Raw genomic sequence first — 22,144 nt, 5'->3', positions numbered from 1 at the left:
GGACGGTCACCGGGCCCGGCCTCCGTCGTCGCGGACGGGGCCCGCCGTTGTGGCGCGGCCTGGGGCGGCTCCGCGTGTACCGTGGATCCATGGATTCCGGCTCCCCGTCTTCGACCCTGGTCTGGCTCCGCGACGATCTCCGGCTGGACGACAACCCCGCCCTGAGCGAAGCGGCCTCGCTGGGACAGCCGCTGATCGTGGTCTATGTTCTGGACGAGGACTCCCCGGGCGTGCGGCCCCTGGGCGGTGCCACGAAATGGTGGCTGCACCATTCACTGACCGACCTCGCCGCCGCACTGGAGGCCGCCGGATCCAGGCTGCTGCTGCGCCGCGGCCCGGCCACGGACATCATCAGGGACCTCGCGCTCGAAACCGGGGCCTCCACGGTGCTGTGGAACCGCCGCTACGGGGGCCCCGAACGCCGTGTGGACGCCGGAGTCAAGGACTGGGCGGCGGAACACGGTCTCAAGGCGGCCAGCTTCCAAGCGAACCTGATGTTCGAGCCGTGGACGGTGCGGACCGGGGCGGGCGGACCGTACAAGGTCTTCACGCCCTTCTGGCGCGCCTGCCTCGACGGTTCCGAGCCGCGGCTCCCGCTGGATGCCCCGGAGCGCCTCCCGGCCCCTTCCACGGACGCGGGGGGCAGGCCTCCCGCCGGCGACGCCCTGGACAGCTGGCGGCTGCTGCCCCGCAGACCGGACTGGAGCGGCGGCCTCGCGACCACCTGGCAGCCCGGGGAAGCCGGAGCCTGGCAGCGCCTGGCGGACTTCCTCGATGGACCCGCTGAAGACTACGGCACCGGCCGGGACGTCCCGGGGGTCGAGGGAACCAGCCGGCTCTCCCCGCATCTGCGGTTCGGCGAAATCAGCCCTTTCCGGATCTGGCACGCGTTGCGCGAACGCTTTCCGCACTCGGCACCGGCCGACGTCGGGATCTTCCGCTCCGAACTCGGCTGGCGGGAGTTCTGCTGGCAGCTGCTCTACGAGAACCCGCAGCTGGCCACGCGGAACTACCGGCCCGAGTTCGACCGCTTCGCCTGGCAGGCGCCCTCCAACGCCGAACTCGCGGCCTGGCAGCAGGGCCGCACCGGCTATCCGCTCGTCGACGCCGGCATGCGCCAGCTCTGGCAGACCGGCTGGATGCACAACCGGGTCAGGATGGCAGCCGCGAGTTTCCTGGTCAAGAACCTGCTGGCCGACTGGAGGCTCGGCGAAGCCTGGTTCTGGGACACCCTGGTGGACGCCGACGCCGCGAGCAACCCGGCGAACTGGCAGTGGGTGGCCGGATCCGGCGCCGACGCCTCGCCGTATTTCCGGATCTTCAACCCGGTCACCCAAAGCAGGAAGTTCGACGCCGGCGCCCGCTACCTGCGCGAATACCTCCCGGAGCTGTCCGGCCTGGACGACAAGGCGATCCACGAACCGTGGAAGGCCGGCGGCCTGGCAGCGGGCTACCCGGAACCGATCGTCGGGCTGCCGGAGTCCCGGGCCAGGGCGCTGGAGACCTACCAGCGGCTCAAGGACGGCTAGCACCGCCACGCGTGCCGGGGGCAAAAGGAAAGGCCCGGATCAGCAGATCCGGGCCTTTCCTTCTTCTTCAGTTGCGGGGACAGGATTTGAACCTGTGACCTCTGGGTTATGAGCCCAGCGAGCTACCGAACTGCTCCACCCCGCGTCGCTTGATCAACACTACCCTACTTTTGGAGCCGCCCGAACCACCGCCCTGGCCGCTAATCCCCCGCGGCCGGCGAGACCCCCACATTTGGGCCGCTAACCCCTTAAAGCAGAAGGTCCGGAACACTGTTTCCAGTGTTCCGGACCTTCCCTTCAGTTGCGGGGACAGGATTTGAACCTGTGACCTCTGGGTTATGAGCCCAGCGAGCTACCGAACTGCTCCACCCCGCGTCGCAAGATCAACTCTACCTTCCGGTGAACATGAGGCCAAATCGAGGGGGCGTGATGTGCGTCTCCCGGGGCCGGAGACGGCACCCGGTGCCACCGAAAAGGCCGGGTTCGCGCTCCGCTGGAGCGCCAACCCGGCCTTCGGCCGTGCAGCGGTTCGACCTGTCTGGCTTAGCCGCGCGTCAGCTGCTCGGCGTGGGGGCCGGGGTTGCCTCCGGAGTGGTCGCCGCCGGCGTCGCGGCGATCTTGGCTTCGGCGTCGATCGCCCGCTGCAGGGCCGCGGACAGCTTCTTCTGCTGCTCCCCGTACGCGGCGAAGTCGCCCTTCGCGAGGGCCTCCTGGCCGGCACGGATGGCGGCATTGGCATCGTCCAGGGCGGCCTTCAACTCGGCCTTGGCGTCGGTGCTGCCCGGAGCGGCCGGGGTGCCCGGCGTCGCGGGCGTCTGCCCGTTGTTGGCCGAGTCGCCGGCACTTGCACCTGACTCACCGCCGAACAACTGGTTCAGGGCCTCGTCCAGGGTCGGCGCGAATCCGATCTTGTCACCAAACGCCACCAGGACGCGCTGCAGCGTGGGGTAGGACGTTTCGCCCGTGGACCGGAGGTAAACGGGCTGCACATACACCATGCCGCCACCAACCGGCAGCGTCAGCAGGTTCCCGTTGAGGACCGCCGAGGCACCCTGGCGCAGCAGGTTCAGCGCCTGCGACACGGTGGGGTCAGAGTTGAATTTGTTCTGTGCCTGGCCGGGGCCGGGAACATTGGCTTCGGGCGGGATCTGGAGGAGCCGGAGCTGGCCGTAGCTCTCCGCCTTCACGCCCTTCTCCTTGCCCGCGTCGGAGTCCGCGGCCAGGAAGCCGTAGAGCACGTTGCGGGCGTTTCCGTTGACCACCTGCGGAATAAATGACGACGTCAGCTGGAACGCGGACTTCTCCTGGTCAGGCATTTTCAGTGACATGTAGTACGGGGGCTGCTTGACCTCGTCCTGGACGGTCGGATCGTTCGGGACGCTCCAGGCATCATTGTTGGTGTAGAAGTTGTCCGCCTGGGTGACGTGATAGCGGCCCAGGAGTTCGCGCTGGACCTTGAACAGGTCCTCCGGGTAGCGGACGTGGCTCATAAGCTGCCCGGACATTTCCGAAAACGGCTTCAGCGAGGACGGGAAGACGTTCTGCCATGCCTTCAGGACCGGGTCCTGGTCGTCCCAGGCGTAGAGCGTCACTTTGCCGTCGTAGGCGTCCACCGTGGCCTTGATGGAGTTGCGGATGTAGTTGACGGAAGTGTTTGGCAGCGAAGCAGTCCGCCCCGCGGTAGTCTGCGAGTCGGCGGTGGCTTCGGAGAGCTGCTCCTGCTGCGAGTAGGGGTAGTACTGGCTGGTGGTGTAGCCGTCCACGATCCACTTCACCCGTCCGTCGACAACGGCCGGGTACGCGTTTCCGTCCACCGTGAGGTACGGGGCAACCTTCTCGACCCGCTCGCGGGGATTGCGGTCGTAAAGGATCTGCGACTCGGCGTTCACGCCGTCGGAAAGCAGCAGGTCCGAAGACTGGAACTTGATGGCGTAGAGGACCTTGTTGAAGAAGCTGCCGACGTTCGGTCCGCCGTCTCCGGTGAAGGTGTACTGCGTTTCGCCGTCGCCTTCCTTGGCTGCCGGCCGGTCCTGCTCGCGGTGCTGGGAGCCCTCGGGCGCTCCGACGATCGAGTAGTCGGGCGAGTTCTCGCCGAAGTAGACCCGCGGCTGGTACGTCGAGTCATCGCCGAGCACGCCGGTGGACGGGATTCCGGACTGCAGGAAATCGGGCTTGCCGTCGACGGTGAACTTGTTGCCCTTGGCGGCGACGACACCGTAGCCGTGCGTGTAGACGACGTGCCGGTTCAGCCAGGACTGCTGGTTGGCACTCAACCCGTCCGGGTTGAGCTCGCGGACGGCGATGACGGTGTCCTGGATCTTGCCGTCGATCTCGTAGCGGTCCACGTTCAAGGCGCTGGGGAACTGGTAGTACGGCCGGTACTGCTCGAGCTGGGAGAAGGCGTCCGAGATGAGGTTCGGATCCAGCAGCCGGATGTTGGCGGCGGTCTGCGCATCGGGAGCGAGGGCGCCCGTGGTGGTGACGGTGGTGGCGTTGTACCTCGTCTCCTGGACTTTATCCAGGCCGTACGCCGTGCGGGTCATGGCGATGTTGCGCTCGATGAACCGCTTCTCCAGCGTCTGCTCCGAAGGGCGGACCTGGAACTGCTGGATCACCCAGGGGTAGACGCCACCGGCCAGGATCGAGGTGATGACAAGCATGGCAGTACCGATGACGGGCAGCCGCCACTTGCCGATCACCGCGGCGACAATGAACAACACGGCAACGAGGGCCGCGGCCACGGCCAGAATGGATTTGGTGGGGATGACGGCGTTGACGTCCGTGTACAAAGCACCGGCCCAGCGACCGCCGCTGTTCTGCACGGTGGCGTAGCGGTCAAGCCAGAAGTTGACGCCCAGCAGCAACAGGAAGGCGGCGCCGGAGACGGCAAGGTGGATCTGCGCCGCCCGGCTGGTGAAGATGCCGCGTTCCATGATCCGGATGCTGCCGTAGAGATAATGGGTCAGGACGCCGGCAATACCGGCGACGATGGTGACGCTGATCAGGAATCCGGTAACGAAGCCCAGGAAGGGCAGGGTCATCAGGTAAAAGCTGATGTCGAGCCCGAACTGCGGATCGTTCTGGCCGAAGGATTCCTGGTTCAGGAACAGGAGCACCTTCTGCCACTGGCTGGCCGCGGCGCTTCCGGCAAACAACCCGAAGAGGATGGGCAGGCCGACCATGACAACGCGGCGGACCGGTTCCAGCTGTACCTGGTAGCGGTTGAGGTTGTCCCGGATGTCCGAGTCCGGCGCGTACACGGGTCGTGCGTGGTAGGCGATCCTGATGGCGAAGAACACGGCGGAGAACATCAGCGCGAATCCAACCAGGAAGATGACGATCCGTGCCACGTTCTCGGTCACGAAGACTTCGAAGAAGCCTAGCTGCTGGTACCAGAGGACGTCCGTCCAGACATTGGCGAAGAAGATGAAGCCGACCACGATCAAGGCGACAACAATCAACGTCGGCGTCAGTGCGCCTCGTCGTTGCTGGGGTCTTCCGGGCGGGACTGGGCTGGCGGGACGGGACAAACTCGGTACCTCATAGCTGGTCGACAGTTACTGGATTCAGTTATCAGTGCGGCGCTTCCTGGCCGGAACTCAAAGTTGCTGCCGTGAAGCGACCGTCGGCCCCGCCCCAGCTGGGCGGCGAAGCCGTCATAGGTGCCACGAGTGGCGGCGGTTCTTAGTTCCGCGGCCAGTCTAGTGGCTGGAGCAAGCCGGAAGACCAGATGTGTCGGCCCCAGACGCGGCCAGTTCAACCGCTTTCCGTGCATCTGCCAGATTCTCGACCCGAACCACCTGCAATCCGTCCGGGATATGCCCAACGACGTCGTCGCAATTGGCGGCCGGGGCAAGGAACAGCGTGGCGCCACCGGACCGGGCGCCGTGCATCTTTTGGCTGATGCCGCCAATCGGGCCGACGGCGCCGTCGGGGGTGATGGTTCCGGTTCCCGCGACGTGCTTGCCGCCGGTCAGGTCACCGGGGGTGACGGTGTCCGCAATGCCCAGGGCAAACATCATCCCGGCGCTCGGGCCGCCCACCTTCTCCAGGGAGATCTTGACGTCGAAGGGGAACTTGAACTGATACTGCAGCATGACTCCGAGGATGAACCGCCCGGCAGCGGTTTTGGTCGGTGTAACGCTTGCAGTCACCTTGCTGCCGTCACGGTCGGCAACGACCTCCACCGGGGAACCGTTGCCGGCCGCCAGTTCGTCCTGGACGACACTCAGCGCGGTGGCGGGCTTGCCGTTGACGGACACGAGGACGTCGTTTTCCTGAAGCTTGCCGGTGGAGGCGGAGCCCTCCGGCACTCCGGCGATCTGCATCTTCTGCTCGAACGGGATGCCCAGTTCCTTGAGGGCGGCGGCTACGGCGTTCTCCTGCGAGGTCGTCATCGCGACGGCGCTCTCCTGCTGGGACTGCTCCTTTGTCACCCCGGTGGGGAAGACCAGTTCCTCGGGATAGACGGCTTTGGCGCCGCTGAGCCAGGCCGTGAACGCTTCCATGACCGTCACCGGCCCGTTTGGGCCGCCGTCGACGTAGACGGTGGTGAGGTCCAGGTTGCCCTTCGCGGGGAACGCCTCATGGCCGGTGACGCTGATGACCGGTTTGCCGTTGTCGGTGCCCAGTGTGTTGAACGTCGGACCGGGTGACTCCACGACGTACGGGACCGGCAGGGTCAGGGCGGTGACCCCGAGCCCCAGTGCCAGCAGCCCCGACACCAGCATGGCTGAGGACCGTTTGTCCCGCTTCCGCCCGGAACGCGGCCCGGCGAGGAGGGCCCGGCGGCCCCGGGACTGGCCGGCCGCCGGCTCGCTGGCGGGCTGCTCGCCCTGCGTTATCGTCAATGAAGGACCTCTCCGTGCCGGCGCCGGGGACCCTGCAGACCCCTGATAAGCGCGCCGCGTCCGCAGCCTGCGCCGCGGCTGCCGCCTGCAAATATTCCAGTTTCCAACACTACGCGCTCGGCTGCCGGCTGGGCTCTTTGCCGACAGCGAACGTCGCGGGGTTTCGGCAGACAGCCCGCTGGCCGCGCGGTACCGTGAACGTGAGAAGCAGCTACACCGACGATCGGCGGGATCATGACCTCCAACCCACTTAATCCGTCCAATGGCGACGAGGAACCCCAGGATCCGCTGGCAGAAATGCTGAAGAACCTGATGGGTGGCAAGGGCATGGGGAACATCGACCCAGCGGAATTGGCGAAGGCCGCGGGGCTGCCGGACGACCCGAATCTCCTCGCCCAGATGTTCTCCCAGGTCCAGGCCATGATGAGCGCTTCCTCGGAGGGCCCCGTCAATTGGCAGCTGGCGCACGAGAACGCCCGGCGCGTGGCAGCGAGCGGCTCCGACCCGTCCGTCACGGCACAGCAGTCGCGCGAGGTCGACGAGGCCCTGCGGCTCGCCGAACTGTGGCTTGACCAGGTCACTGGCCTCCCGGCCACCGGTCTGATCGGCCGGGCCTGGTCCCGGGCCGAGTGGGTCGAAGAAACACTCGGCACCTGGAAACGGCTGACCGAGCCGGTCGCTAACAGCATCGCGAATGCGCTGTCCACCGCCATGACCGAGCAGATGCCCGAGGAAATGAAGGCAATGATGGGCGGCGCGTCCTCCATGCTGCAGAACATGGGCGGGGCAATCTTCGGCATGCAGCTCGGCCAGGCCATCGGAGCCCTGTCAGCCGAGGTCGTCAGCTCGACGGACATCGGCGTCCCGCTCGCCGACCTCGAAATGGCGCTGCTGCCCTCCAACGTGGCGAAATTCGGCGAAGGCCTCAGCCTTCCGGAGAATGACATCCGCTTGTTCCTGGCGGTCCGTGAAGCCGCCCACGCCCGGCTGTTCGTCCAGGTTCCCTGGCTGCGGGGCCACCTCCTCGGCGCGATCGAAGCGTACGCCCGCGGCATCCACATCGACACCTCGAAGATCGAGGAGCTCGCCCGCGAGCTCGATCCGGGCAACCCGGAGGGCATTCAGGAGGCCCTGTCCCAGGGGGTCTTCATGCCGCAGCGCACGCCCGCCCAGGAGCAGGCGCTGGAGAAGCTTGAGACCGCCCTCGCGCTCGTGGAAGGCTGGGTCGACGAACTGAGCTGGGCCGCCACCGAAAAGCTGCTGCCCTCGGCCGCGGCGCTGCGTGAGACGGTACGCCGCCGCCGCGCCACCGGAGGGCCGGCCGAACACGCCTTTTCCTCCCTGGTCGGACTGGAACTGCGGCCGCGCCGGCTTCGTGAGGCCGCCGCGTTGTGGGCCTCACTCAAGGACGAACGCGGCGTCGACGGCCGCGACGCGATCTGGCAGCACCCTGATCTGCTGCCCACCGCCGAAGATCTGGAGGACCCGAAGGGATTCAGCCAGCGCCGCCAGCTGGCCGAGGCCAGCGACTCCGAGGTTGACGACGCCCTGCAGAAGCTGCTGAACGGCGGATTCGACGAGCCGGAGGACACGCAGGCAGCTGCGGACGACACCGGAAAGGCCGATGGCGACGGCGATGGCGGCACCGGCGACGACACTCCCGGAGAAGGCGAAAACCCCAAGCCCTAGCGGATCAGGGGGCCGCCCCGGCCGGATCTTCGGATCCGGCCGGGGCTTTTCCGTGACAGTCGCGGACCCCGCCGGATCAGGGCGGTATCAGTCGGAGATCTCCGCCGGGTCGACGTCGGACACGTCATCGTCCTCGCCGCCCGGTGTGATGCCGCGGGAGGCGGCGAAGGAAACGCCTTCGAGGAAGGCCTTCGCCCGTGCGGTGTCCGGGTAGGCCTCGAGCAACCGCCAGAACGCGGCGTTATGCCCGGCCACGAGCAGGTGCGCGAGTTCGTGGAGCAGTACATAGTCGATGACCCATTGAGGCATGGGCTGGAGCTTGTCGGACAGCCGGATACTCCCGTCCGACGGTGTTGCGGATCCCCAGCGGGAGTTCTGGTTCCCCACCCAGCGGACCGAGGTCGGCACCGCCCGGCCGCCGAAGTACCTTGCGGAGAGCTCGGCGGCGTGGGCCGCCAGGGCGGTGTCGCTGCGCGGGCGGCGCCGTCCGGCGCCTCTGCTCCCCCGCTCCCCCTGCCGCCGCAGCTTCTCCAGCATCCGGTGCACCCACTCGTGTTCCTGGGCGCGGCTGAAGGAGGCAGGAATGGCGACCACGGCAGTGCCGTTTTCCCAGAAGGCCGCAACGGTCCGCTGGCGGCGGGCGGAACGCCGCACTTCCACCGGCGCGCCGTCGGCGGTGGTCAGCGGTGTGGCTGCCGGTACCGCCGGGCTGGCGGCCCGCTTGCCCGCCGGTCCGCCGGCCTGCCCGTTTGCCGGCTTGCCCGCTGGCGGGGGGTTGCTCCCGGCCATCAGAGGGTCGTGCTTTCGACCAGCACAGCCAGGACCGCTTCGCCGTACTTCTCCAGTTTGGACGGTCCCACGCCGGGAAGTTTGGCGAGCTGTTCGAGGGATTCGGGCCGGGCCTCGGCAATGGCGGTCAGCGTGGCATCGGTGAAGACCACAAACGCGGGAACGTCGGCTTCAAGCGCAATGTCCTTGCGCCACTGCCGGAGCGCGTCGAAGGTCTGCTCCTCGTAGCTGGGCGGGCACTGGTTGCAGCGGCCCACTTTGCGTTCGGCGCCCGACGAGAGCATGGTTCCGCAGACCCGGCAGGTGGCCGGCACGGCTGCCTTGCGGCGCGGCGCCGTCCCCTTGCCCCGGACCGATGAGCTCGCCACCGAGTCCGGGCGCAGCCCGTCCAGGAAACGCGAGGGCTTCCTGTTGGCGCGCCCGCCCGGGGTCCGGGCCGTGGACCAGGACAGGAACAGGTGCTCCCTGGCCCGGGTGATCCCCACGTACAGCAGCCGGCGCTCCTCGTCCACGGATTCGGGGCTATCGGCAAAGGAGATCGGCATCAGCCCCTCGCTGAGTCCAACGAGGAAAACGGCGTCCCATTCGAGTCCCTTGGCGGCGTGCAGTGAGGCGAGCGTGACACCCTGGACGGTGGGAGCATGCTGGGCCAGGGAGCGTTCCTGGAGTTCGTTGACGAAGTCCGAAAGGGTGAATTGGATACCGCGGCTGATCACGAGTTCGTCGGCCAGCGCGACGAGCGCGGCGAGGGATTCCCAGCGTTCCCGGAGCGCGCCGCCGCTGTGCGGGGCCGCCTCCGTATAGCCCAGCGAGGCGACGATGTCGCGGACCAGCTGGCCGAGAGGCTCGGGGCTGGCGGTCTCGGCGACAGCCCGGGTGGCCGCCCGCAGCTGCAGGATGGCGTCCCGGACTTCCTTGCGGGCAAAGAACCGTTCCCCGCCGCGCAGCTGGTAGCCGATCCCCGCCGAGGCCAGGGCCTGTTCGTAGGCCTCGGACTGACCGTTGGTGCGGAACAGCACGGCGACCTGGCTGGCCGGAGTGCCGGCGTCGAGCAGTCCGCGCACCTTCACCGCCACGGTGGCGGCCTCGGCCTCATCGTCGGAGCATTCGGTGAACACCGGCACCGGACCGGGCGGCCGCTGCGCTACGAGCTGCAGCGGTGATGCCCAGGCGGCATCGGCGACCGGTCCGCCGCTGCGCCGGCCGGCCAGCAGCTCGTTGGCCAGTTTCACCACCTGCGGGGTGGAGCGGTAGTCGCGGATCAGCTTGACCACGGTGGCCCCGGGGTACTGGGCCTTGAAGCCGAGGAGGTGCTTTGGAGAGGCGCCGGTGAATGAGTAGATGGTCTGGCTGGCGTCCCCGACGACGCAAAGCTCGTCGCGTCCGCCGAGCCACAGTTCCAGCAGACGCTGCTGCAGGGGCGAAACGTCCTGGTACTCGTCGACGACGAAGTGGCGGTACTGCTCGCGGACCGTGGCGGCGACCTTCGGGTCCTCCTGCAGGATGCCCACCGTGATCAGCAACACGTCCTCGAAGTCGATCACGTTCCGGTCGGTCTTGACGTCCTCGTACGACTGGAAGACGCGGGCGACGGCGGTCAGGTCGAAGCCGCCCGGGGTGCCGCGGCCCTGGGCTTTTTCCAGGTAGTTGGCCGGGGTCAGCATGGACACCTTGGCCCACTCGATTTCGGAGGCCAGATCGCGGATCGAGGCGCGGTCGGTGCTCAGACGCAGCCGCCGGGCCGCCTCGGCAATCATCTGGGCCTTGTGGTCCAGCAGGTTGGGCAGGACTCCGCCGACGGCCTGCGGCCAGAAATACTGGAGCTGTCGCAGCGCGGCGGCGTGGAAGGTGCGGGCCTGGACGTTGCCGACGCCGAGGTCACGGAGGCGGCTGCGCATTTCGGCCGCTGCCCGCGCGGTGAATGTGACGGCCAGCAGCCGTTGCGGGTTGTACACGCCGGAATGCACGCCGTACGCGATGCGGTGCGTGATGGCGCGGGTCTTGCCGGTGCCCGCGCCGGCCAGGACGCAGATGGGCCCCTGCAGCGTGCTGGCGACTTCGCGCTGTTCGGCGTCCAGACCGCCGAGGATTCGCTCCTCGAGCGAGCGGTTGTCCGGCGCCGGGGGTTCGGTCTCCGGGACGCTGTCGTTGGACTGGGCGGGCGGGAAAGCGCTGGGCTGGAAGATGTCTGTGTTCACGAGTGCTGCTCAGTCGTTTGAGGGTGTCCGGTGGATGCTCCGCGATGGTGGAACCGCGCCGCGGGGGGTGCCGCCGCGTGGTATCACCCAGGTCTCATGCGCTGTCCACGCGGTCCTGGATGCGGCCGCCGAACCAGTGCTCGATCAGTGCCCGCGCGATGGACAGCCGGCTGGAGATGACGATCTCACCGCTGAGCACCGCTTCCTGCAATTCGCTCCGGCTGAACCAGCGCGCCCGGGTGACCTCGACGCCGTCAGGTGTGGCGTCGGCGTCCGCGGTGGTCGCCGTGAAGCCGAGCATCAGCGAGGCCGGGAAGGGCCAGGACTGGGAACCGAGGTACTGGCAGGCGGTAACGCGCACGCCGACCTCCTCGCCGATCTCCCGGACCACTGCCTGTTCCAGCGACTCCCCCGGTTCGACGAAGCCGGCGAGGGTGGAATAGTTCCGGGCGTCGAGCGGACCGCCGCCGCCGAGCAGCAGCCGGTCGTCCGGACCCACGACCGTGACGATGATGGCGGGATCGGTGCGCGGGTAGTGCTCTGAGCCGTCCGAGGGGCAACGGCGGACCCAGCCTCCCGCCTCGGGCTCGGTGGCGGTCCCGCAGCGCGGGCAGTGGGTGTGGGTGGCATGCCAGTTGGCAATGGCGCTGGCCTCGATGAAGATGGCCGTGTCCGTAGGGTTCAGCGTGGCCGCGACATCACGGAACCCTGCCCACTGTGCGTCCTCGGGGATGCCGGCAATGTGGGCTTCGAATTCCTCCGCACGGACCTCGAACTGCTGCGGCAGGAGGAAAAGGACCAAGGGGGTGCCGGCTACAAGGTCCGAGCCGGGCAGTGCCGAGCCCAGATAGATCAGCTGGTCCGGGGCGTAGGGCGTGTCCTGCAGGTGCTGGGCCAGTTCGGCCGCATCCAGCAGCACCAGGCTGCTGCCGTTGATGAGGGCCTGCCGCCCGGACAGCACCATGGCCAGTGCACCGCCGGAGCCGATGAGCTCCTCGAGCATTCCGGGCCTCAGCCGGGCAGCGGATCCGCGGTCGACCAGCGCCGGCCGCACCGGAAGGACGGTGTCCATCAGCAGGTTGGCCGCCGGGCTGCCGTGCGGGGCGAGGGACGTGCCCTCGTGGGTGTGGATCTCCGGGGTTTGGCTCTTCGGGGTTTGGCCCGTCCGGGCCTGGCCCTTCTGGGCTTGGCTTTGGGGTGCCGCTGACTCCGTAAGACTCATGTACCCACCGTACTGACTCCCGCCGACAAATGACATTTTTCTCCGGCTTATGTGGGCATCCGCACGTGCCCCGATGGGGACGCCCGGGCGCGTCACGGGGCTGCCCGGCCAGCGGCATCCGGAGCGGAATTTATTCCTGATCTTTCAGACTCGCCGTGGTGCATCACCGTCTTGGGCGCCGCTCAACCTACCGTGGAACGGTGAGAAGAAAACCAATCGAACTGGCAGCTGTGGCAACCGCGGCAGTCCCCGGACTGACCCCGACGGCCGTCAGCTCTGCGCCCGACGATCCGGCAGACTTCGATTCGGCGCTCCTCCTGGACTCCGAAGGCAAGCGCTGGCGTGTCCGCTCGCCCCGCCACCCCGAGGCCAGCGCCCGGCTGGAAACGGAATTCCTGGTGCTGCGCGCGTTCGCCCCCGGCATCCGGGCCGAACTTCCCTTCCTTATGCCCACCGTGGCCGGCACCGTACGGCAGGGCGCGCTGAGCACGTTCGTTTACTCGCACCTTGCCGGCTCGACCCGGTCGGTCGAGGAACTCGGTGCCGCATCACCCGGCGTGGCCCGAGAGATCGGTGCAGCACTCGCAGCCATCCATGACCTGCCCCGCACACTGGTCAGCAACGCGGATCTGCCCAGCTACACCCCCAACGAATTCCGCCAGCGCCGCCTCAACGAACTGGACCAGGCCGCGACCACCGGCAAGATTCCGCCGCTGCTGCTCCGCCGCTGGGAACACGCCCTTGAGGATGTCTCACTCTGGCGTTTCAACCCCTGCGTGGTCCACGGGGACCTCCACGAAGACAACCTGCTGGTAGACGGCGACCGTGTGACGGCAGTGACCGGCTGGACCGATCTGCGCATCGGCGATCCGGCCGACGACATGGCCTGGCTGGTCGCCTCCAACGACCAGGACTTTGTGGACGCCGTATTGGAGCACTACACCGCGTCCCGGCGCGATGTGCCCGATGCCCACCTGCTCCGGCGTGCCGCGCTGTCCGCCGAATTCGCCCTGGCGCAATACCTTGTCAAGGGCCTCGCTGCGGCAAACCAGGACATGATCGACGAGGCCGAGTCCATGCTCACCGCACTCGCCGAGGACGTCGCGGAACACGGCGGGCAGCCGATCAGCGTTGAACCGCTCCCCCAGCCCGCCTCTGTTCCCGCCACCGCCGCCACCGCGTCTGGTTCCGCCCCGGACGCCGCGCCGGCCGTTCAGGTCACGCCGATCCCGGCCGAAGCGGTTCAGGGTGGCCGGGACGTCGGTGCCAGGGCAGGTACCGACGACGGCGTGGTTGATGCCGGCCGGACCGGGCCTGTGGGTTCCAAGGTATCCGTTGTCTGCGTGACGGCGATCCCCGACGACGAACCGGCCAGCGACGACAAGCCGGCCAGCGAGGACTCTTCCGGCGACGACACCTCAACCCAGTCGGTCGACGTCATCCAGGCTGACGCGCCAGTCCCTGCAGTCCCTGCAGACGCCGCCGCACCCGCAGCTGCCCCGGCGAATCCGCCGGCGGATGACACCTCGACGACCGCCCTCACGGTGGTCGAGGCGCCACGCCGCTAGACGTCCGCCAGGGCCGCGGCGACAATCTGCTCGAGCCGTTCCGCTGAGCCAAGGTCATGCGGCCGGACCACCGCGTTGTCGGCAACGTAGTAGAACGCCGCCCGGACCTGATCCACCGGGATACCTTTGAGGCGGGCCCAGGCCAGCCGGTAGACGGCCAGCTGGACCGCTTTGGTCTTCAGCGCGGTGGCGGACGGCCGGCGGCCGGTCTTCCAGTCAACGAGGTCCCAGCCGCCGTCGGCATCGCGGAAGACGGCGTCGATCCGGCCGCGGACCACAACATCACCGATCCGGGTTTCCACCGGAACCTCAACGTGGGCCGGGGCTCGGTTGGCCCACTCGGACCGGCGGAAGGTTTCCACCATGGCGTCCAGACCGTAGGCCGCGTCAATGTGGTCATCGGAGCCCGCCGCCTCGCCGAGGTCCAGCATGCCGGCGGCGCCGAAGTACTCCTCCACCCAGGCGTGGAAAGCGGTGCCCTTGCGGGCGGACATCCCCGGCTCCCGCGGGACCGGGCGCCGCAGCCGGGCCACGACCGCGCCGGCGTCATCCTCCAGATCCACCAGGGTCGACGCCGAGATGTGGCCCGGCAGGTGCACGTCCTGCACCGCAGTCCGGCGGGAGCGGCGTTCCAGCAAGGTCGCAGCCTCGTGCGCCCAGCCGCCGGCCGGGCCGCGCAAAGGCCGGCGCTGCGCCGGTCCGGCGGCGCCTGCAGCGGCGGCGCCGGGCCCGTCCATGTCCAGCAACACTTCAGAGTCCAGAGATTGCAGCACCCGTGCCGCGGCGGACTGCATGGCCGCCCGCCGGCCCGGAACCAGCCGCAGCCGGTCTCCGGTGCGCGGATCAGTTGGCCCCTCGAGGGGGTCATACGGCCAGCCGGCGACCTCGAGTTCCGAGGTCAGCGGGCTCTCCTCCGGCAGTGATTCCTCAGCGACGGACAACGGGTGGATTTCTGCCGTCCCGTCGGCGACGAGGACCTCCAGTTCGGCCAGGAAAGGGGACATGTCAGCCAAACCGGCGCGCGAGCCCACCCAGGCGGCGCTGGAAACCCACAACACGTGTTTGGCCCGGGTGTACGCCACATACGCGAGGCGCCGCTCTTCGGCCTCGCCGTGGACCTGGACGGCGGACTTGAACTCCTTCTCGGCGTCGATCCAGCCTTTTTGGTCCGGATGGTCGAGGTCCCATTGCGGCAGGTCCGCCCGGTCCCCGCGCAGCGGCCAGGGCAGGGCGGCGCTCCCGCTGCTCCAGCGGGAATCCCGGCTGCTGGGGAAGGCCCCGGCGTTGAGCCCGGGCACGAACACCACATCCCATTCCAGGCCCTTGGAGGCATGCACGGTCAGGAGCTGCACGGCTTCATGGTTCACTTCGGGGGCGGCGGCATCCAGGCCGTTCTCCTCGGCGGCCGCGGCCTCCAGCCAAGCCAGGAAGGCGAGGACGTCCACCCGATGGGAGGTGTGCAGGAACCCGGCGGCGGCGTCCTGGAAGGCGTCCAGGTTGCGGCGGGCCTGATGGATGCTGATCCCCGGCCGTGCGGCGACTTCGATGTCGAGAAGCATGGCCCGCTCCACCTCGCCGAGCAGCGTGGACAGATCGTCGCCCATGTAGCCGCGCAGTTGCCGGAGTTCGGCAGAAAGCCGGTGGAGCCGCTCCAGACCCTCGGGGCTGAGCTGGCGGCCGTGCGCGGACGTCCAGCCTTCGCGCGGCAGCCAGTCGAGAGCTTCGACCAGGCTGGCGGCGTCCGTGAGGTCACCCTCAATCACCGCTGGATCCGCGCCTTCTTCGGCGGCGGTCTCGTCGTCCGTGGTGCCGGGGCGGCCGCGGCGCCGGGCAAGGAAGCTGGACCAGTCCCGCAGCGCCATCAGGTCCGCGGGGCCGATCCGCCAGCGGGCCCCGGCGAGCAGGCGCATCAGCGAATCCGAGCGGCCCGGATCGGCCAGTACGCGGAGGGTTGCGACCAGATCGACAATCTCGGGGGTATCGAGCAGCCCGCCGAGGCCGACGATCTCATAGGGGATCCCGCGCGCCTCGAATTCGCGGCGGATGACTTCCATCTGGGCGCGCCGGCGGCACAGCACGGCCAGGGCAGGAGGTTCGGGCTCCGCTGCCGACCCGTCAAAGTCGGTCACCCGGAACTTCAACACGTCGCCGGCGATCGCCGAGGCCTCGTCCTCATCGGTGCCGAAGCGGCCCATGACCACGCGGCCCTGGACCGCGGCCGGGCTGGGCTGCAGCGGTGGAACCTCAACGCCCCCGGCGGTGTCCCGCTCGCCGGCGGGGCCGGTCCGGGCGGCGGCACTGCTGAGGGGTGCCGAGATGACGTTGGCCGCGGCGAGGATGTTCCGGCCGTTGCGCCACGCGGTGGTGAGGTACGACGTCGGGGCGACGGCAAAGCGCGCAGCGCCGTCGGTGGCGGCAGCGCCGTCGCCGGACCCGAGCCGCACCGGGAATTCCCGGACAAAGTGGAAGAGCTGCCCGGCGGAGGCGCCGCGGAAGCCATAGATGGACTGGTTTGGATCCCCGACCGCGGTGACCGCATGCCCGTCGCCGAACAGCCTGGAGAAGAGGACGAGCTGGGCGTGCGAGGTGTCCTGGAATTCGTCCAGCAGCACCACCTTGAAGCGCTGGCGTTCGGTTACCGCCGCAACCGGGACGTCGTTGGCGACCCGGGCGGCCAGGGCCACGAGGTCGCCGAAGTCGAGGGCGCCGCGGGCGCGCTTGGCGTCCGTGTAGCGTCCCACCATCTCCGCGACGCTGGCCCGCGTGCGCAGCAGGCCGCTGAGCTCGCCCACGGCCTGGCTGGGGTTCTTTTTGGCAGAGGCGAGGTAGGGCAGCGCCTCGAACCCGGCGACCCGTTCCAGCAGCCAGCCGCGGACCCCGGCCGGGTCCTGGAGATGTTCCGCGCACTCGCCGGCGAGCTGGATGACCGCCTTGACCAGCGTGGACTTGGCGGAGCGGAAGTGCTCGTACTCGCCGTCGAAGGCTTCCACCACCTCGCTCGCGAGCTGAAAGGACTGGGCGCCGCCGAGCAGCACGACGTCCCGTTCGACGCCGAGCCGGAGACCGTAGTCGGAGACAATGCCGCTGGCGTAGGAGTGGTACGTGGAGACCTTGGGCTCGAGCGCGTCGGTGCTGAGCAGCCCGGCGGGGAAAACGTCGTTCTGCGTATCGGCCGCGGCGACGCGCTGCAGCGCAGCCAGCTTAGCGCGGATCCGGGTGGCGAGCTCCCCGGCGGCCTTCCGGGTGAAGGTCACGCCGAGGACTTCCTCCGGCCGGACCCAGCCGTTGGCGACGAGCCACACCACACGGTCGGCCATTGTGGCGGTCTTGCCCGAGCCGGCACCGGCTATCACGAGCCGGGGTGACAGCGGCGAGGAAATGATGCGCGACTGTTCGGCGGTGGGGCTGTTCTTCTCCCCCAGCATCGCGGTGAGCTCCTCGGGAGTGAACCGCGCAGCGGGGAGACGGGCGGGCAGGGCAGCGGGAAGGGCTGCTGTGGAGTCGACGGGAGGAGTATCGGTGCTCATTCGGTAACCTGCTTTCCCCGCAGGCACAGCGGGCAGACTTCGGGAAGGCGGCAGCCGTGGCCGCCGTGGCCGCCCTTGGACGGGTCGTGGCGGGCCTCGAAGGTGTTCCCGGACATGACGCGGGCGGCATCGCCGACCATGTCGAGGGCCCAGTTCCCGGCCGGGTCCAGCGGGGTCTGGGCCTGGATGCCCGGGCTCTTCGTGCCGGTGCCGAGCTGGGCGAGGATGGCCCCGCCCGGCAGCGGGGGCGGGCCGTCGTCGGGACCGGCAAAGCCTCCGGCCAGCACCGCCGCCTGGTAGGCGCCCAGCTGGGGATGCCGCTCAAGATCGGCCTTTCCCGGCTGGCGCTTGCCGGTTTTGAGGTCCACGACGACGAGCCGGCCCTCGGCGTCGATCTCCAGCCGGTCGACCTGGCCGCGCAGGACGGCCGGACGGGCGGGCCAGGGCCCGCCGTCCGTGCCGGCACCGGCGCTTCCGGCCGGGGACGCCACGTCCGGGAGTTTGACTTCGAAGTCCTGCTCGACGCCGACCAGGGACCGGCCTTCGCTGCGCATCACCAGCACGTACTGGGCGAGCTTGCGGACCATGGTTTCGGCGCGCTGGAAGTCCAGCTTGCCTTCCCAGTTGTCCTTCATCCCGAGTGCCGGCCAGCGGCGGACCAGCTCGGCCAGGTACTCGCTTCCGGAAGCATCCGGAAGATCCTGCGCGATGGCGTGGACGAGCGTGCCCAGGCTGCGGGCAAAGTCGGTGGCGGCCTCGCCGCCGGCGGCCTGGACAAACCAGTCCAGCGGCGATTTCTGCACCGTCTCAACCTTCGACGGCGAGACGTAAACGGTGCCGCCCGGCGGAATGACGGGCTCCTCCGTGGACAGCGGGGCAAGGCCCCACCAGCTCGCGGGATGCGCCCCGGGCACGGGCGGCTCGGCGGCCGCCAGGGCACCCAGAACGGCGCTGGCCTGCAGGGCTTCGGGGGTTCCGGCATCAAGCTGGGCGTACTGGCGCAGCTCGGCCACGAGGGCCCGCAGGGTGAGCGGCCGCTCCACCGGAGTGAAACCGCGCCGGTCCTGGTCCGGGCCCAGCGGCGCCACGTAATCCAGGAACGAGGACGGCTGTTCGTCCTCCGAGGAAACCGCCGTGCAGATCAGGACCTGCTGTGCCCGCGACACGGCGGTGGAGAAGCTGCGCAGCTCGTCGTAGCGGATTTCGCGCAACCGGCTGAGGGGATCCAGCTGCAGCGCGTAGTCCACACCGTGCTCGACGGCGTCCGCGAACAGGGTACTGCCGAGCAGTTCGCCGCGGAGCCTGGTGTTGGGCCACACGCCTTCCTGCAGGCCGGGGACGATGACCACCGGCCACTCCCGGCCGGCGGCACTGGCCGGGGTCATCAGTTCCACGGCGTCCTCCAGCTGCGCCCGGGCGGCGAGGGTGTCCATCGGAAGTTCCTGGCTGAGCAGGTATTCCAGGAACTGCTCGGGTCCGGAACCGGGCAGCTGGTCCACGAAGCGTTCGGCCGTGTGGAAAAGGGCCATCATGGCATCGAGGTCCCGGTCCGCCCGGGCCCCGGCCGCTCCCCCGGCCAGCGCGGCCTCGGTCCAGCGCGAGGCGAGGCCGGTGGAGTTCCAGAGCGCCCACAGCACGGTTTCGGCGTTGCCGCCGGGGGCGCCGGCCGCGTCCCGGCCGGCCTGGATCATCCGGGCAATCCGGCGCGCGGAGTGCCCCTCGATGCCGAGGGTCGACAGTGCGCCAGGTTCCAGCAGCGCCTCGACAAGGAGCACGTCGCTGGTGCGGCCGCCGCCGCCCAGAAGCTCCTCGCGGCGCAGGGACTGGCGCAGGCGGCGCAGCTCGATTGCGGTGGCCCCGCCGATCCGAGAGGTCAGCAGCGCCACGGCCGCCTCGGGGCTCAGCACCGCCGGGTCCAGGGCCACGGCGTAAGCATCCAGCAGGGGCCGGACGGCGACCTCGTCGCGGACGGCGGATTCGGCCACCGGGATCCGCACCGGAATGCCCTGGCCCGCGAGGTAGCGCTGCAGCTGGCCTAGTTGGCCGCCGTTGCGCACGATCACGGCGATTTCTCCGAGGTCCCGGCCGTCGTGGAGCTGGGCCTCCAGGATCCGCTGGGCCACGTAGCGCAGTTCGTGGACCGGCGAGGGCAGCAGGTGCGCCTCCACAGTGCCGCCGGACGAGGCAGCGCCGTGGCCCGCTGGAACCCGGGGCTGCTCCAGCCGGCGCGCGGACTGCCCGCCGGCCCGGCGGGAGATCCGGCCGGCGACGCCGAGCCAGGCGTCAGCGACTGCCGGGGTGTGGCGGTGGGCGGTCCACAGCGGCCGCTCGAGGACGGTCCCGGCGGGGGCGAGCAGCCGCGGAAGCTCGGCCACGAGGTCCGGGCGGGCGCCGCGGAAGCCCTGGACCACGGTGTCCGGCGAGAACGTGATGAGGGCGTCCTTGCCCGCGGCGATATCCGCGAGCAGTTCGAACACGGCAGGGTTGGCTTCCTGCATGTCGTCCACCAGGACCAGTTGGAGCCGGTCCCGTTCGGCGGCCAGGAAGTCGGGTTCGTCCTGGAAAATCTGGCGGGCGGCCGTGATGATCCCGGCCGGGTCGAAGGACTCCGGCATCCGCAGGTCCAGCACATCGCGGTATTCCGCGTACAGCGCCGCGGCAGCGACCCAGTCCGGCCGGTGGCAGCGCCGGGCGAGCACCACAAGGTCCTCGGCGGTCCGCCCGGATTCGATGATCCGGTCAAAGAGCTGGCGGACCTCCTGCCGGAAGCCGCGGGTCTGCAGTGCCGCGCCCAGGTCCGCCGGCCAGGGCAGCTCGAGTCCGGGCTGCGCGTGGCCTTCGAGGAGTTCCTTGATGATCAGGTCCTGTTCCGGGCCGGACAGCAGTTTCGGCGGGCGCGGCAACGGCAGGATCCCTTCGGCCTTGGCGCGCCGGATCAGGTCGAAGGCGTACGACGCCCAGGTGCGGGCCGGCGTCGTACTCAAACTGCGGTCCAGCCGCGCGGTGAAGCGGTCCCGGAGCGTATCGGCGGCGAGTCGTCCGGGGGCGAGGATGAGCATCCGTTCCGGATCAAGGCCGTCCCGCTGCGCACGCCGGACGGCGGCCTCGACGAGCACGGTCGATTTCCCGGTGCCCGGGGCTCCGGGGATCAGGACGGGGCCGGAGCCATGCGGGACGTCGACAACGGCGAGCTGGTCGGCCGACAGCACGGGGACCGCGCCGTGCAGCCTGCGCGGCGGCAGCAGGCGCAGGGCGGAGCCGGAGGAGCCCGGCCTGGCGGGACGCTGCCCGCCTTTCGCGGGCCGGCCTGCGGCGGGCCGGCCTGCGGCGGGCCGGCCTGCGGCGGGCCGGCCTGCGGCGGGCCGGCCTGCGGCGGGCGGTGGTGCTGCATGTGGTGCTGATGTGGGCGGGGCGGACGTTGGGTTCTTGCTGGGAAGGCTCACACGGTCATTTCATCATCGGGGGCCGACAGTTTGCGCAGGGTGCGTTCCAGCCGCTCGGCCACGGCGTCGATCCGGTCGAAGTCGCCGTCGCTGGGTGCCCAGCGGGCAGCCATCAGGTCCACACGCCAGCGTCCCTCGCCGGTGCGGAGGTATTCCGCATAGTTTCCCAGCAGCGGGGTTCCTTCCAGGACATAGAGGGCGAGGGCCTCACGCTCGTGCCCCGGGGGCGCGTCACCGCTGGCCTTCAGGACCCGCCACCAGGGCACCGCACTGCCGTGGTGGCTCATGACGGCACCAATCTGCCGGGCACCGCCGGAACCGAGCAGTTCGGCTACGTCACCATAGGCCACCGCGGTACCTGCGGGGATCAGCGCCACCACGTCCAGCACCGCCTCCACATACTCCATCCGCATGGCACCAGCCTAGCGGCCGGAGGCTGGTGGGCGGGCAGCCGCCGGCCCACCCCAGCCGCTCCCATACCACGGTCTGGGGCGCGGGCCGGGACACGGGGTGGTGGCGCAATACTGTCAGTGCCGGCAGGTAGCGTTGACGCATGAGCACTTGGAACACCCTCCCCCGCGCAGCGTTCGACCTGGAAACCACCGGCCGGAATTCCCGTGCCGCGCGGATCGTCACCGCATCCATCACCGTGGTGGACGCTGACGGCGGAATCATCAAAGAACACGAATGGCTTGCCGATCCGGGCGTCGAGATTCCGACAGAGGCCAGTGACATCCACGGCGTCACGACAGAGCGGGCCCGCAGCGAGGGCCGCCCCGCGGCCGACGTGACCCGGGAGGTCGCCGCGGTGCTCCAGGACCTCTTCGATACCGGCGTGCCGGTCATCGCCTTCAACGCCAGCTACGACTTCACCGTGCTCGCCGCCGAATCGGCCCGGTATGGGGTGCCGCAGCTGAGCCGCTTCCCGGTGCTGGATCCGTACATCATGAACAAGCAGGTGGACCGCTACCGCAAGGGCAAACGCACCCTCACGGCCCTCTGCGAGGAATACGGGGTGGATCTGGACCACGCGCACACCTCCGCCGCCGACGCCCTCGCCACGTCGCGCATGCTCGACGCGATGGCAGGGAAGTTTCCGAAGCTTCGGATGCCGGCCAGCCACCTGCACCAGCTGCAGATCGAATGGGCCTCGGCCCAGGCCTCCGACTTCCAGAGCTACCTGCGCAAAACCAAACCCGCCGCCGTGATTGAAGGCGACTGGCCGGTGCTGCCGCCCGAGGACGCCAGCCGCGGCGACTTCTAGAGGCATATCGGCCGCTGCCCGCCGCATCCGTTCCTACCGCAGTGCCGGTCCACCGAGGCCTCTCT

Annotated in this window: 12 protein-coding genes and 2 tRNA genes; 4 read left to right on the top strand and 10 right to left on the bottom strand. The window is 69.3% G+C overall.

The features are described from left to right. The first annotated feature begins 89 nt into the window (after positions 1 to 89). The gene (locus J2X01_RS08320) at positions 90 to 1,529 is read left to right on the top strand and encodes a cryptochrome/photolyase family protein (RefSeq protein ID WP_310055512.1); all 1,440 of its coding nucleotides are present in this window, start codon (positions 90 to 92) and stop codon (positions 1,527 to 1,529) included. Positions 1,530 to 1,600: 71 nt separating this feature from the next. Here the strand turns inward: J2X01_RS08320 and J2X01_RS08315 are convergent. From J2X01_RS08315 to J2X01_RS08300, 4 genes are all read right to left on the bottom strand, one after another. Further along, positions 1,601 to 1,674, bottom strand: a tRNA-Met gene (locus tag J2X01_RS08315). 156 nt (positions 1,675 to 1,830) lie between these two features. Continuing rightward, positions 1,831 to 1,904: transfer RNA gene (locus tag J2X01_RS08310), tRNA-Met, on the bottom strand. A gap of 179 nt (positions 1,905 to 2,083) precedes the next feature. Continuing rightward, positions 2,084 to 5,059, bottom strand: a complete 2,976-nt coding sequence (locus tag J2X01_RS08305) for a UPF0182 family membrane protein (RefSeq protein ID WP_310055507.1) — start codon at positions 5,057 to 5,059, stop codon at positions 2,084 to 2,086. 171 nt (positions 5,060 to 5,230) lie between these two features. Next, the gene (locus tag J2X01_RS08300) at positions 5,231 to 6,379 is read right to left on the bottom strand and encodes a YlbL family protein (RefSeq protein WP_310055504.1); all 1,149 of its coding nucleotides are present in this window, start codon (positions 6,377 to 6,379) and stop codon (positions 5,231 to 5,233) included. Positions 6,380 to 6,613: 234 nt separating this feature from the next. Here J2X01_RS08300 and J2X01_RS08295 point away from each other — a divergent pair, with 234 nt between their 5' ends. Then, the gene (locus J2X01_RS08295) at positions 6,614 to 8,068 is read left to right on the top strand and encodes a zinc-dependent metalloprotease (protein ID WP_310055501.1); all 1,455 of its coding nucleotides are present in this window, start codon (positions 6,614 to 6,616) and stop codon (positions 8,066 to 8,068) included. Positions 8,069 to 8,155: 87 nt separating this feature from the next. Here J2X01_RS08295 and J2X01_RS08290 read toward each other — a convergent pair whose 3' ends face one another. The 3 genes from J2X01_RS08290 to nudC form a co-directional block, all read right to left on the bottom strand. Beyond that, complete coding sequence (locus J2X01_RS08290) at positions 8,156 to 8,857, bottom strand: M48 family metallopeptidase (protein WP_310055498.1); 702 nt, start codon at positions 8,855 to 8,857, stop codon at positions 8,156 to 8,158. Further along, positions 8,857 to 10,947, bottom strand: coding sequence for an ATP-dependent DNA helicase UvrD2 (locus J2X01_RS08285; RefSeq protein WP_310055612.1), 2,091 nt, complete (start codon positions 10,945 to 10,947; stop codon positions 8,857 to 8,859). Before J2X01_RS08285 ends, J2X01_RS08290 begins: the two co-directional genes overlap by 1 nt. A gap of 202 nt (positions 10,948 to 11,149) precedes the next feature. Further along, on the bottom strand, positions 11,150 to 12,127 hold the full coding sequence (gene nudC / locus J2X01_RS08280; RefSeq protein ID WP_310055610.1) for an NAD(+) diphosphatase: 978 nt from the start codon (positions 12,125 to 12,127) through the stop codon (positions 11,150 to 11,152). 350 nt (positions 12,128 to 12,477) lie between these two features. Between nudC and J2X01_RS08275 the strand changes: the two genes are divergently transcribed. After that, complete coding sequence (locus J2X01_RS08275) at positions 12,478 to 13,845, top strand: macrolide 2'-phosphotransferase (RefSeq protein WP_310055495.1); 1,368 nt, start codon at positions 12,478 to 12,480, stop codon at positions 13,843 to 13,845. Here the strand turns inward: J2X01_RS08275 and J2X01_RS08270 are convergent. The 3 genes from J2X01_RS08270 to J2X01_RS08260 all read right to left on the bottom strand — a co-directional run bounded on the left by J2X01_RS08270 (position 13,842) and on the right by J2X01_RS08260 (position 21,228). Continuing rightward, positions 13,842 to 17,372, bottom strand: coding sequence for an ATP-dependent helicase (locus tag J2X01_RS08270; RefSeq protein ID WP_310055493.1), 3,531 nt, complete (start codon positions 17,370 to 17,372; stop codon positions 13,842 to 13,844). The two genes, J2X01_RS08275 and J2X01_RS08270, sit on opposite strands and share 4 nt — an antisense overlap. Further along, positions 17,369 to 20,623 carry an ATP-dependent helicase gene (locus J2X01_RS08265; RefSeq protein WP_310055608.1) on the bottom strand — a complete coding sequence of 1,085 codons (3,255 nt, stop codon included), beginning with the start codon at positions 20,621 to 20,623 and terminating at the stop codon, positions 17,369 to 17,371. Before J2X01_RS08265 ends, J2X01_RS08270 begins: the two co-directional genes overlap by 4 nt. Before the next feature lie 188 nt (positions 20,624 to 20,811). Beyond that, the gene (locus tag J2X01_RS08260; RefSeq protein ID WP_310055490.1) at positions 20,812 to 21,228 is read right to left on the bottom strand and encodes an MGMT family protein; all 417 of its coding nucleotides are present in this window, start codon (positions 21,226 to 21,228) and stop codon (positions 20,812 to 20,814) included. A 140-nt stretch (positions 21,229 to 21,368) separates the two neighbouring features. Here J2X01_RS08260 and J2X01_RS08255 point away from each other — a divergent pair, with 140 nt between their 5' ends. Then, a complete protein-coding gene (locus J2X01_RS08255; RefSeq protein WP_310055487.1) occupies positions 21,369 to 22,079 on the top strand; it encodes a 3'-5' exonuclease in 711 nt (236 codons plus the stop codon). The last annotated feature ends 65 nt before the right edge of the window (positions 22,080 to 22,144 follow it).

It is taken from the genome of Arthrobacter ginsengisoli (genome assembly GCF_031456935.1).
GTDB lineage: Bacteria > Actinomycetota > Actinomycetes > Actinomycetales > Micrococcaceae > Arthrobacter > Arthrobacter ginsengisoli.
This window is presented reverse-complemented; position numbering and strand designations above follow the sequence as displayed.

Excerpts from the sequence above, each read along its gene's own strand:
- J2X01_RS08260 (WP_310055490.1), bottom strand. The coding sequence starts at position 21,228 with ATGCGGATGGAGTATGTGGAGGCGGTGCTGGACGTGGTGGCGCTGATC.
- J2X01_RS08290 (WP_310055498.1), bottom strand. The coding sequence starts at position 8,857 with ATGGCCGGGAGCAACCCCCCGCCAGCGGGCAAGCCGGCAAACGGGCAG.
- J2X01_RS08270 (WP_310055493.1), bottom strand. The coding sequence starts at position 17,372 with ATGAGCACCGATACTCCTCCCGTCGACTCCACAGCAGCCCTTCCCGCT.
- J2X01_RS08320 (WP_310055512.1), top strand. The coding sequence starts at position 90 with ATGGATTCCGGCTCCCCGTCTTCGACCCTGGTCTGGCTCCGCGACGAT.
- J2X01_RS08255 (WP_310055487.1), top strand. The coding sequence starts at position 21,369 with ATGAGCACTTGGAACACCCTCCCCCGCGCAGCGTTCGACCTGGAAACC.
- J2X01_RS08295 (WP_310055501.1), top strand. The coding sequence starts at position 6,614 with ATGACCTCCAACCCACTTAATCCGTCCAATGGCGACGAGGAACCCCAG.
- nudC (WP_310055610.1), bottom strand. The coding sequence starts at position 12,127 with ATGGACACCGTCCTTCCGGTGCGGCCGGCGCTGGTCGACCGCGGATCC.